The sequence below is a fragment of the Bombilactobacillus mellifer genome, assembly GCF_000970795.1.
Classification (GTDB): Bacteria; Bacillota; Bacilli; order Lactobacillales; family Lactobacillaceae; genus Bombilactobacillus; species Bombilactobacillus mellifer.
On record NZ_KQ034028.1, the window covers coordinates 349,537 to 361,108 of the forward strand.

The 11,572-nt window shown below is 40.5% G+C and carries 10 protein-coding genes and 1 pseudogene; 9 read left to right on the forward strand and 2 right to left on the reverse strand.

Annotated elements, in window-relative coordinates:
- From JG30_RS01665 to JG30_RS01685, 5 genes and pseudogenes are all read left to right on the forward strand, one after another.
- Nucleotides 1-584: LPXTG cell wall anchor domain-containing protein (locus JG30_RS01665; protein WP_046315659.1), on the forward strand; the 584-nt coding region annotated here is incomplete at its 5' end.
- 150 nt (nt 585-734) lie between these two features.
- A pseudogene (locus tag JG30_RS08950) lies at nt 735-946 on the forward strand (uL13 family ribosomal protein); the annotation flags it as partial.
- A gap of 539 nt (nt 947-1,485) precedes the next feature.
- A complete protein-coding gene (locus tag JG30_RS01675) occupies nt 1,486-3,849 on the forward strand; it encodes a coiled-coil domain-containing protein (RefSeq protein ID WP_052725159.1) in 2,364 nt (787 codons plus the stop codon).
- A 195-nt stretch (nt 3,850-4,044) separates the two neighbouring features.
- Entirely contained in the window at nt 4,045-5,685 is a 1,641-nt protein-coding gene (locus JG30_RS01680; RefSeq protein WP_046315663.1) for a malolactic enzyme, read from the forward strand.
- A 3-nt stretch (nt 5,686-5,688) separates the two neighbouring features.
- Nucleotides 5,689-6,657, forward strand: coding sequence for an AEC family transporter (locus JG30_RS01685; protein ID WP_046315665.1), 969 nt, complete (start codon nt 5,689-5,691; stop codon nt 6,655-6,657).
- A 132-nt stretch (nt 6,658-6,789) separates the two neighbouring features.
- Here JG30_RS01685 and JG30_RS01690 read toward each other — a convergent pair whose 3' ends face one another.
- Entirely contained in the window at nt 6,790-7,743 is a 954-nt protein-coding gene (locus JG30_RS01690; protein WP_046315667.1) for a DUF5067 domain-containing protein, read from the reverse strand.
- A 153-nt stretch (nt 7,744-7,896) separates the two neighbouring features.
- Here JG30_RS01690 and JG30_RS01695 point away from each other — a divergent pair, with 153 nt between their 5' ends.
- Together JG30_RS01695 and JG30_RS01700 are read left to right on the forward strand one after the other, a co-directional pair.
- Complete coding sequence (locus JG30_RS01695; protein WP_046315669.1) at nt 7,897-8,106, forward strand: hypothetical protein; 210 nt, start codon at nt 7,897-7,899, stop codon at nt 8,104-8,106.
- Between the two features lie 166 nt (nt 8,107-8,272).
- On the forward strand, nt 8,273-9,181 hold the full coding sequence (locus JG30_RS01700; RefSeq protein WP_046315671.1) for a cation diffusion facilitator family transporter: 909 nt from the start codon (nt 8,273-8,275) through the stop codon (nt 9,179-9,181).
- A 27-nt stretch (nt 9,182-9,208) separates the two neighbouring features.
- Here JG30_RS01700 and lepB read toward each other — a convergent pair whose 3' ends face one another.
- Nucleotides 9,209-9,778, reverse strand: coding sequence for a signal peptidase I (gene lepB / locus JG30_RS01705; RefSeq protein WP_046315673.1), 570 nt, complete (start codon nt 9,776-9,778; stop codon nt 9,209-9,211).
- 116 nt (nt 9,779-9,894) lie between these two features.
- On the opposite strand from lepB, the gene JG30_RS01710 reads away from it, so the two are divergent.
- Complete coding sequence (locus JG30_RS01710) at nt 9,895-10,830, forward strand: AEC family transporter (RefSeq protein ID WP_046317128.1); 936 nt, start codon at nt 9,895-9,897, stop codon at nt 10,828-10,830.
- 8 nt (nt 10,831-10,838) lie between these two features.
- On the forward strand, nt 10,839-11,516 hold the full coding sequence (locus JG30_RS01715) for a 2,3-bisphosphoglycerate-dependent phosphoglycerate mutase (protein WP_046315675.1): 678 nt from the start codon (nt 10,839-10,841) through the stop codon (nt 11,514-11,516).
- Nucleotides 11,517-11,572: the final 56 nt, after the last annotated feature.

The following is an 11,572-nucleotide window of genomic DNA, read 5'->3' on the forward strand; positions in this document are numbered from 1 at the left end:
CTGATGCTGATAAAGCAAATACTGATTTAACTAATGAACAAGCCGCTCAAAAACCGGTTATTGATCAGGCTAATAAAGATAGTCAAGATGCTAATAACCAAGTTGACTCTTTAGCTGCTAAATATGCAGCTGCCAAGGATTGGTTAGATGGTTATGATGCTGGTGAAAAAGATGCTCAAGCTGGCAATGCTAAAGCTGACTTAACTGGCAAGAGTGCTGCCTTTGTTGAAGGTTACAACAGTGGTTTTGCTTCTGTAAGCAAAGGCAATCAGAATTCTGATAATAATAATGGTCAATCCAACTCTTCTAACAATGGTGCCAATAATAATGGTGGTCAATCCAACTCTTCTAACAATGGTTCCAATAATGGTGGTTTAACACCAGTTAATAATAATGGTGCTGCTAATGCTAATAACAACAAGCAAGCTAATGATCCAAATCAAAAGGCTGCTAGCGCTAACAAGAACAACTTACCACAGACTGGTGAAAATGCTAATGAAGCTCAAAGTCTAACCGTTGCTGGTGCATTATTAGCCGGAATGACCTTCTTATTCGGCAGTTTTGCTTACAAGTCCAAACACTAATTGGATAGCTTTTTGAAAATAGTCCCGTCGGGGCTATTTTTTTTGCTTTTTTATATAGGGGGGTCATTTTTATTATTTTGAAACGATTAGTTGACGCTGTGTCGGATATGTTTTAAGCGTAATATTTGCTCTTTTAAAATTTATTAGCATCATAGTAATTATCCTGTTGGTTTGAAAGCTATTTCGGATGGCAAGATGCGGGTCGAAAAGCCAGAACGCTTAATCGAAACTTCCATTCGGGGAATGTTGCCAAAGAATTCTCTTGGCCGTCAACAATTAAAAAATTGTATGTTTATGCAGGTCCAGAACATAAGCATGCGTCGCAACAACCAGAAGTTTTAGACATTAATAAGTTGATTTAAGGAGGACAAAAATTTGGCACAAGTATCTTATGCAGGTACTGGTCGGCGTAAAGGATCATTGCAGGGTTGATATTTCATTGCAAAATGCCATAGAAAAGCTTCAGATTTTAAAAAAAGATCGTTACCTTAAAAAATGATCAGATCAATTGAAATAGTAGCGAACGGTTAATTAAATCATGGAAAATATAAAGCTTTAGAATAATTAGTATTTTAAAGTAGCAGTAGAAATTACAAATATATCATGTAATTTATCAACGATTTACTAATTCACAAGGCGTTATCAGCCGTTAGTGCAAGCAAATTTTCCAGCTTGGTAACTGGTTTGGACAATGTGTACTACCTTACAACTTGTTCTAACATTATTGCTTAAAAATTATGTAAATCGATTTTGATAACTAGAAACTAAAAAGTAATTTATAAAAATTTGGATCTTTTTTGAATATTTGACTAGATTTTTGAAAGTATGAATCTTATAATTAAAACATAGATTCTTTATATATTTTTGTTTTAAATGATGTTTATGTTAGAGGGGTTTAAATATGAATAAGAAGAAATTAACCTACCTAGGTTTAGTGGGGGTCTCTGCCTTAGCTTTAGGCACGGCGCCTGCAGTTTCGGCAGTTGCTTCCAGTGCTAATGTGTGCGCAACACAATTGCAAAAAGTAGCTGGTTCAAAGACTGACAGTCAAAAAGAAGCGAATAGTTTGTCGTCGCAACTGGCAGCTGCAAAACAGAATTACAAGAAAGTATCTGCTCAAAGCGATGCTAAAATTCAAGCTGCAAAAGATGCCATTGCCGCTAAGCAAAAAGCGGTTGATGCAGCGCAGAAGAAATTGGAGGCCGCTAAAGCTGATTTTAAGCAAAAGAATGATGCTTTGGCCGCTGAAAAGGATAAACAAGCTGCCACAATCGCCAATGCTAAGCAAGTTAATAAGTTAGCACAGCAGCAATTGGACGCTCAGCAGCAAAAAGTTGATCAAGCAGCCCAAAAGGTTCAAATTGCTAAGAGCAATTTACAAGCTAAAAAAGATGCTTTAGCAGCAGAAAGAGATAAGCAAGCTCCAGTAATTGCTGACGCTAAGAAGTTGGCCAAAGGTGCACAAGACCAATTGGATGCACAACAACAAAAAGTTAATCAATTCAAGCAAGAATTGATACTGGCCCAAAATGCTTTGTCTCAAAACCAGGCAGCTTTGGAAACAGCTGGTCAAAATTATACTAGTGCTGCCAATGCTTCTACTGAGGCCGATTCCAAAGTTAATACAGCTCAAGCTGCTTTTGAAAAAGCTCAAGATAATGTAATTAGTGCTTCTAACACGGTTAACACGGTAACTAATGCTCAAACCTTGAGAATGGAACAAATAGAAAAAGAACTTAACGATGCAAATGGTCCGATTGCTCAGGCTAATGCTGATGTTGCATCAAAACAAAGTGAACTTGAGAATGCCAATAAACAAGTTACCCAAGATAATACAGCATATCAAAATGCTCTAACTACCAAAGAGGCTCAAGTTGCTCCTAAAAAACAAGCGGTTGAGAGTGCAAATCAAAAATTATCTAATGCACAAGGGAAACAAAAAACCTTAAAATCACAAATGGAAGGTCTAACTGCACAGATTGATGAAGCTAGAAAGAATGGTGACACGGACACAGTTAATCAATTGATTAGTAAGCTTGGTGAATTATCTGTAAATTATGGAAATGCTACAGTAGACGCGGGCAATGCCCAAAATGAGGTTAAAACTACCACTGATGATTTAAATAAAGTAACTCAAGAGCAAGATAGTTTAGTTAATGCTGCAAGTCAAAAATTACAAGCATCTCAGGACGTTGCAAAAAGTAAAGAGCAAGCATTAAGTGCAGCAAAACAAAATGCAGATGATAAAAAGGCGCCTCTTGAGGCAGAAAAAGCTGCTTTAGAGCAACAAGTTAAGAATGCTAAGAATAATTTTAATAATGCTAAGTTGAACTTGGGCAAAGCCAAAGATGCCGTTGATTCTGCTAGTGGCACAGCTAAAGATCTTAAAGGTAAAGCTGACGCCGCTAAAGAACAAGTTGGCAAAGCTCAAAGTGCTGCTGATAGTTCCAAGGATGCCTTATCAAAGGCTCATCAAAATTTGGATGTTTCTCAAGCAGAAATGGATCAATTAACCCAAAGCTTGAAGGATATCTTTGACTCCGCTGAAAAGCAAGAAGAAGCAGCTCAAGACGCTGTTAGCGCCAAGGCTAAAGATGTCGATGTTGCCCAAAAGGCACTAGATGATGGCAATGTTGTTTTAGGTGCAGAACAGGCCAAAATGAATGAGTTGGTCAATACGCTCAAACCATCCATGGATGCAGCTAATAAACAACTAGAAACTGCTGAAGCTGCTGTAACTGCTAAACAAGATGCTGCAGGTGCTGCCCAAAAGGCGGTAGATGCTGCTCAAGCTGATGTTGACAAAGCCAACTCTGAATATGCAGCTGCCAAGGATTGGTTAGACGGCTATGAGGCTGGCGAAAAAGATGCCCTGGCTGGCAATGCTAAAGCTGACTTAACTGGCAAGAGTGCTGCCTTTGTTGAAGGTTACAACAGTGGTTTTGCTTCCGTAAGCAAAGATAATCAGAAGCCTGATAACAACGGTTCCAATAACAACGGTGCTAATAATAATGGTCAATCCAACTCTTCTAACAATGGGGCCAATAATGGTGGTTTAACACCAGTTAATAATAATGGCGCTGCTAATGCTAATAACAACAAGCAAACTAAGGATCCAAATCAAAAGGCTGCTAGCGCTAACAAGAACAACTTACCACAGACTGGTGAAAATGCTAATGAAGCTCAAAGTCTAACCGTTGCTGGTGCTTTATTAGCCGGAATGACCTTCTTATTCGGCAGCTTTGCTTACAAATCTAAACACTAATTTGGATAGCTCTTTAAAAATAGTCCCGTCGGGGGCTATTTTTTTTGTTCTGTCTAAAAGAGTATACGAGTTCATTTTTGTCATTTTGAAACGATTAATTGCACACAGTACGCAGGTGTACGCCTGCTATTTTAAGCATAATATTTGCTCCTCTGCTCCTTGGGCTTTATTGTGATTTTGTAAGGAGTGAAGAAGATGATAAAAACTGGTCAAGCACTTTTAAATGATCCTTTTTTGAACCGAGGTACTGCTTTTAGTCAACAGGATCGACAAAAATATCATTTAGTAGGGATGCTGCCTCCGCGAGTCCAATCTTTAGCGGAACAAGCGCAAGAGATCTATTCACAATATCAAGAGAAAGCCACCGCTTTAGAAAAGCGGATCTTTTTAATGACTATTTTTAATACGAATCGGGTTTTGTTTTTTAAATTATTTAGTGAACATGTCACGGAATTCATGCCCATTGTCTACGATCCGACGATTGCAGAGTCGATTCAAAATTATAGTCATTTATTTGTTAATCCGCAAAACGCGGCTTTTTTATCGATTGACCAACCAGAACAGATCCAAGCTACGCTGGAAAACGCCGCGGCTGGTCGCAATATTAAGCTGATTGTCGTAACTGATGGTGAAGCCATTCTGGGGATTGGCGACTGGGGCGTACAAGGCGTGGATATTTCGGTCGGTAAATTAATGGTTTACACAGCTGCAGCAGGAGTTGATCCGGCCACAGTGTTGCCGGTTGTTTTAGATGTAGGAACTAATAATCAGCAATTATTACAAGATCCGCTTTATTTAGGTAATCGCCATCGCCGAATTAGCGGAGAGCACTATTATCAATTTGTGGATAATTTCGTCCAGACAGCCGAACAGCTATTTCCTGATATGTATCTTCATTTCGAAGATTTTGGCCGTGACCATGCCGCACAAATTTTAAGTCGGTATCGTTCCCACATTTTAACGTTTAATGATGATATTCAAGGAACAGGTATTATTGTTTTGGCGGGGATTTTAGGCGCTTTAAAAATTAGCGGAGAAAAGTTAACTGATCAAACTTATCTTTGTTATGGTGCAGGAACTGCCGGCACTGGTATTGTTCAACAAATTTACACAGAAATGCTTCAAAGCAACTTAAGCCCGGAACAAGCCCGGCAACATTTTTACCTAGTGGATAAGCAGGGTCTTTTATTTGCAGATACGCCTGATTTAACACCGGAACAAAAGCAATTTACCCGCCAGCGGCATGAATTTGCCCATCCGGAACAATTAACCGATTTACTGAGCGTTGTGCAGGCGGTGCATCCGACTATTTTGGTAGGTACTTCAACGCAGGCCGGAGCATTTACACAGAAGGTCGTTACTGAAATGGCCGCCCACACGGCGCGTCCGATTATTTTTCCTTTATCTAATCCGACCAAATTGGCGGAAGCTACAGCAGCAGATCTCATTAAGTGGACTCAGGGACAGGCTTTGATCGCTACGGGCATCCCAGCGGAACCAGTCGATTATCAAGGAACCCGCTATGAGATTGGGCAGGCTAATAATGCCTTGGTTTATCCCGGTCTAGGTTTGGGTGCTTTAGCAGTCAATGCCAAGATTTTAAGTGATAGTATGATCAGTGTCGCCGCGCATTCCTTGGGCGGTTTGGTAGATTCGAAGCAGCCCGGAGCAGCGGTTTTGCCGCCGGTCAAAAAGATTAATTTGTTTTCGCAAACGTTGGCTAAAAGTGTCGCCCAACAAGCGCTGCAAGAACATTTAAATCAAAGAGAATATCGTGATGGTGAACAAGCGATTGCTGCGCAGCGTTGGCAGCCCTCTTATTCCCAGTGGAGTTAGCTTATGCAGGCGATAGTTGCTTCTTTAACCAGTGTAGTTGAAATTTTAATCGTTATTGCATTAGGCTACTGGCTGCGAAATTCCTATAAATTAGGAGATCAGTTTAAAGGTAATATTTCCTATTTGATCATGAATGTCGCTTTACCGGCTTCGATTTTTGCGTCAGTGATGAAGTATTTAACCCGTGACAAACTGTTGGGATTAACTGGGGGCTTAATTTATGCCGTGATATGTATTGCCTTAAGTTATCTCATTTCATGGTTATTAAGTAAAGGGCTCCATGTACGTCCTGGTCGGCGCGGTACCTTCATTAATGCGATTACTAATGCCAATACTATTTTTATTGGTTTGCCGTTGAATATTGCGTTATTTGGGCAAAAAAGTATGCCGTATTTCTTGGTTTACTATGTGGTCAATACAATTTCCACATGGGCCATTGGGGTCTTTTTCATTTCCAGTGATGATCCGACCGCGTCTAGTCAAAAAACTGGCGGATTCAATTGGCGCAAATTATTACCAGCTCCTTTAGTCGGCTTTTTGTTGGCTTTAGTCTGTTTATTAATTGCAATACCGATTCCTAATTGGATTACCAGTGTGTTAAACATGGTAGGCGGGATTGTGACGCCGCTGTCTTTAATTTACATTGGGATCATCTTGGCAGATGCCGGCTTAAAGTCCTTACATTTAGATCGTGATACGCTGGTGGTCATTTTAGGCCGCTTTGTGCTGGTACCAGCGCTAATGCTGGGCTTAATTATGCTTGGCACTGCTTCGATCGGTCCGCATTTAGCCGGTATGGAAATTAATACCTTGATGGTGCAATCTGCCACCCCAGCGTTGGCCGTTTTGCCCATTTTAGTAGGTGAGTCACATGGTGATGTTCCATTTGCCACCAATGTGGTGACAACGACGACGGTCCTGTTTGTCATTGTCATTCCCGTAGTCTTAGCCATAACTCAAGTACTGTTATAATAAGCATTCCTTCGTAAGTTGTTGTTTTGACAATTTTTTAAAAATTTTTCGCGACATATACACAATACAAAAAAAGATCTTTGCAGTGGCGACGAGCATTCTGAGTCGTGCTTCTGTCAAAGATCTTTTTTACTATAATTTAAATGGTTGTGTTGTGGTGATAAATTGATCTGTTTCCAAGTTTTTAAACGACATGATGATTTGGTCTTTTGTATTGGCGACGACAAACATCATGGCCACGTCGGCTTTTTGTCCCGGATCAACAGCTTTTTGGGCGGCATTAATTTTATTTTGTGCGTCTTGATTGTCGCCCGCCGGACCGATTCCTGTTAAAACTTGGTCATTTTGTTTTAATTGAATATCTTTCCCAACGGCATCTTGCGGTTTGAGGGGTTGCTTGCTCTTATTGGTAAAAGTATATTCAATATAAAGGGCTGGTTTTTGATCACTATCCGGAATGAGTTTAACCCCGTCACTGGAGTTATTTAATTGAATAGTAAAGTCATCATTATCATATTTCATATTGTCATAAGATCCAGGGTTATTCCAGTGACGTTTGGTTTCATCATTCTTTTTATTTGGCTCGTTTTGTACTTTTTGGTCTGGTTGCAGCTTTTTAGGAGCCTGTTTCGTTTTGAGCTTCGGCTTAGTTGTCAGTTTCGCTTTTTTGCTAACGGAACTGCTGGTGGGGCTGGCCGGAGTCGAAGCACTTGGCGTGGGGCGATTAATGAATAAAAAGACTGCTAAAATGAGTCCCACAATAACAATCAATCCAGCTAAAATCCAGACGAAGGGTTTTTTATACCACACGGTACTATTTCGTTGCTGCCGCGTGCGCGTCACACGTTGATCTTTTAATTGTTCTTGACTTTGCTTGTATTCTAATTCCGGATTCTGGGGATAGTTGGGCGCTGGCGATGAATTGGCACCATTAGCAGTTGGCTGAGCGGGTTCTCCCGCTTGCTGGGAGGCGGCTATTTGTTGATTTTGCGTTGTTGAACGAAATCCCCCGGGAGGAGTTTGGAGACCATCACGGTTTAATTTAGTTTTAAATTTATGTTTGGGAGTTGGTTTACTTTGAGACATAAAAAGACCTCCATCTGTATTAGTATACATGCTTTTAGCTAAATGAAACAGTTAACAATTAAAAAAATCAAAAAACTTTGAAATCAATGATTGAATTATGCCTAAATTCATGATATAACATTCTGGTTGAAGATCACAAATGGAGGGGTAAAAATGTCAATGTTTGCACGCCATATCTGTGACTATGAAGTTACAGGAATGTTTAACAAAGTAGATGGTGAACAGGTTGTGACCAAACGAATTTGTCATAATGTTTCCAAAAGAGAAGCTGCAGCACGTATGAAACGTTATGTACAACTAACCTATGCGGACTCGTTGGATGTGCGGCGCCCAATTAGGGTAAATGTGAAGCTCCCTCATTAATGTTAATTGGTGGCGCTAGGTTAATAATACTCATAAGTATATTTTAACATAATGACACTGGGAAATAGTATATATGCTTGAGTCAACCCATAAGGGTTGACTTTTTAAGTAGGGTTGCATGTTTTGTTAGTTTAGCCTAAAATCAACTCCAATGGGGGGTAGTGGGATGGAACATAAGCATAAAGCAACATTGTCTGCGGGCCGTTTTGCAATTGTGACCGTATTAAATGCGGTCATTACGCTGGCCGAGATTATTGGCGGTCTGTTAGCGGGTAGTTTGGGATTAATCTCCGATGGCTTTCATAATATGGAAGACACCTTATCGATTATTATTTCCTTTGTTGCCCACTTGATTAGTAAAAAGGAAAGCAACGAACGCCAGACCTTTGGTTATCAGCGCGCGGAAATTTTGGCCGCGTTTGTGAATGCTGCGATTTTAATTGCGATTACTTTGGTCTTGGTTATCGAAAGTATTAAACGCTTAGGACATCCGCAGCATATTAATGGTGGTTTAATGTTGGTAGTCTCGATTATCGGGTTGCTGGCCAACTTATTTTCTATGTTGTTGATGTTGCAGGGCTCGCATGAGAGTTTAAACATTAAAGCGACTTTTTTACATATGGCTTCGGACACTTTGTCTTCAGTTGGTGTGATTATCGCCGCTCTTTTGGTGAAGTATTTGCATTGGACTTGGGCTGATCCGGTGATTACCGTGTTGACGGCACTGTGGATTATGAAAGAGTCCTTTGGCGTTGTGAAACAAACGGTCTTGATTTTAATGGAGGCGAGTCCCCAATTGGATTTAGAGGCCATTAAACAGACCATTTTGCAACAATTTCCCGAAGTGGTCGGATTGCATCATCTACATGTTTGGCGAATCGATGAACATTTAATTGCTTTTGATGCCCATATTAATGTGAAGGCGACCGAAACCATTCCCCAATTAGAAGATTTATACCAGCGAATCACGAATCTATTGACCAAGCAGTACGGTATTGAACATGTTACTTTACAAGCAGAATGTCAAACCGGCTTGGATGAAACGCTCATCCATCATCAGGATACTTCCCACTAATTTGGGCCATTGCGGCTGAGAGCAGTTCTAATAGATGGTCCAACGATTCAGCGGCCAAAAACGTAATTTAACTACACCAATAATATCGCGCCGGTTAACGGCATTAAAATGGCGACTATCCACCGATTGGCGCCGATTATCCCCCATGACAAAATAACTATTTTGCGGAACCCGACGAATCCCAAAAAGTTTATGAAGAGTAAAATTCTTGGTGAGTAACATGCCCGGCCGCAACCGTGCTTTGTAGGGATCTAAATAAGGTTCGGCAATAGCGTGATGGTTGATATAGGTCGTGTCATCATGAGAGCTGATTTGGTCATGTGGTAGGGCAATAACTCGTTTAATAAACAGTTTCTGCTGACTGGAACCGGGAGGATTGATCACAACAATGTCGCCTCGGCGAATAGTAGCCGTTTGGGAAGCAAAGTAGTGATCACCTTTATAAAAATTAGGTTCCATCGATTTGCCGGCCACGGTGCCGTTAAACCAAACTACATGGGTAATTAAATAAGTTAAAACGATTATGGTGAGTAAAATGCCCGCTTCCAATTTAATGGCAAATTGGTTTTTGCGGACCCAAGTTTTCCAACGCTTCACTAGTTCCTTATTTCCTCTCTTATTTACTATTTTATTTTATCTTTCCTCAAAAAATAGTCTAGTTAATGTTAAGATAAAAAGTAAATTATTTTTTAATCGAGGTTTTCTGATTGTTAATGCATAGCGTAAGTGGTGTTTTAATTATTTTAGTCTTAATTGCCACTGGATATTGGCTCACAGTGCAGGGCTGGTTTGATGAACATTATAGTAAAATTACCTCTAAATTAGTCACGCAAATAGCCTTGCCCTGTTATATGATTAATACGATTACCACCCAATTCACGCGGGGACATTTATTAAAGATTTTACCTGATCTGCAATTTCCCATTTTATCGATGACTTTACTTTTTGGCCTTTCTTATTTGGTGCAGTGGTTTTTTCAGATCGATCCCCATCATCGCGGGTTGTTTAAATCTATGTTTGCCAATTCCAATACCGTTTTTGTGGGTTTACCCGTGAATATGGCGCTCTTTGGCAAGGCCAGTATTCCGTATGTCTTAGTTTATTATATGGCAAATACCACCTTTTTTTGGACGCTGGGCGTTTACTTGATTCGCAGTGATGGTCAAACCCATCCCGGTTTTAATTTGTGGCAAATAGTGCAAAAAATCTTTTCACCACCGTTGTTAGGCTTTATGATGGGGATAGTTCTGGTATGCCTGCAAATTAAATTACCGCCTTTTGTGGAGTCCGATTTACACTATTTGGGTAATTTGACGATACCTTTATCTATGTTTTTTATCGGTATGAAATTAGCCCAAATGGGCTTGCGCAATATTCGTCCGTCCAAAGACATGGCCGGCATTTTCTTGGGTAGATTCTTGTTAGCTCCCATTTTAATGACGATATTAGTATTACCTCTGACCGTGCCCAATTTAATGAAGGCGGTTTTTATTATTCAATCGGCGATGCCGGTTATGACTAATGCGCCGGTAGTAGCTAAATTATATCATGCAGATTCGAATTATGCGGCAGTGATGGTTACCGCCACGACTTGTTTTAGTTTAATTATGGTGCCCCTTTTAATGATGATGGTTATGCGATTGGTATAGGTGAAAAAATGGTTCAACTAATTTTAATACGCCATGGACAAAGCCAGGCGAATGCTTTGAATCAATATACTGGTTGGTCGGATGTACCCTTAACTGCTCAGGGCAAAGAACAAGCCCGCCTAGCAGGCCAAAAACTTTACCAAGCTGGAGTGGGCTTTGAGGCGGTCCATACTTCGGTATTACAACGTGCAATTCAAACGGCGATGATTATTCAGACCGTTTGTCACGCCGCCGCAGTGCCATTAACTAAATCGTGGCGTTTAAATGAACGGCATTATGGTGCTTTACGAGGACGTAACAAAGATCAAACCCGCCAGCAATATGGAGCAAAACAAGTAGCTTTGTGGCGTCGTAGTTATGCTGTAGTGCCGCCCCCTTTAACGCAGCGAGATACCCACTTACGGGTCTATCAACGTTACCCACAAACCATTTTACCCTGGTCTGAGAGCTTAAAAATGGCTCTACAGCGGACGGTCCCATATTTTCAAGATCATGTGGGTCCGGCTTTAATCACTGGGCATAATCAATTGATTGTGGCTCATGGTAGTACCTTACGGGCCTTGATTAAATATTTAGAGGCGATTGACGATCAACAAATTAATCACGTCGAAGTCGCCAATGGCCAGCCGATTATTTACGAGATGGATCAGCACCTGCGAATCCGCTCCAAAACTGTGTTAACTTAGCTTTTGCTTCCTTGCTCACGCTAAGCAGCAGCTTTTCCCAATTAAAAACTCTGGGT

What these genes read in the sequence shown, in the direction of transcription:
- JG30_RS01710 (WP_046317128.1), top strand. Translation starts at nt 9,895, where the DNA reads ATGCATAGCGTAAGTGGTGTTTTAATTATTTTAGTCTTAATTGCCACT.
- JG30_RS01690 (WP_046315667.1), bottom strand. Translation starts at nt 7,743, where the DNA reads ATGTCTCAAAGTAAACCAACTCCCAAACATAAATTTAAAACTAAATTA.
- JG30_RS01715 (WP_046315675.1), top strand. Translation starts at nt 10,839, where the DNA reads ATGGTTCAACTAATTTTAATACGCCATGGACAAAGCCAGGCGAATGCT.
- JG30_RS01675 (WP_052725159.1), top strand. Translation starts at nt 1,486, where the DNA reads ATGAATAAGAAGAAATTAACCTACCTAGGTTTAGTGGGGGTCTCTGCC.
- JG30_RS01700 (WP_046315671.1), top strand. Translation starts at nt 8,273, where the DNA reads ATGGAACATAAGCATAAAGCAACATTGTCTGCGGGCCGTTTTGCAATT.
- JG30_RS01695 (WP_046315669.1), top strand. Translation starts at nt 7,897, where the DNA reads ATGTCAATGTTTGCACGCCATATCTGTGACTATGAAGTTACAGGAATG.
- JG30_RS01685 (WP_046315665.1), top strand. Translation starts at nt 5,689, where the DNA reads ATGCAGGCGATAGTTGCTTCTTTAACCAGTGTAGTTGAAATTTTAATC.
- JG30_RS01680 (WP_046315663.1), top strand. Translation starts at nt 4,045, where the DNA reads ATGATAAAAACTGGTCAAGCACTTTTAAATGATCCTTTTTTGAACCGA.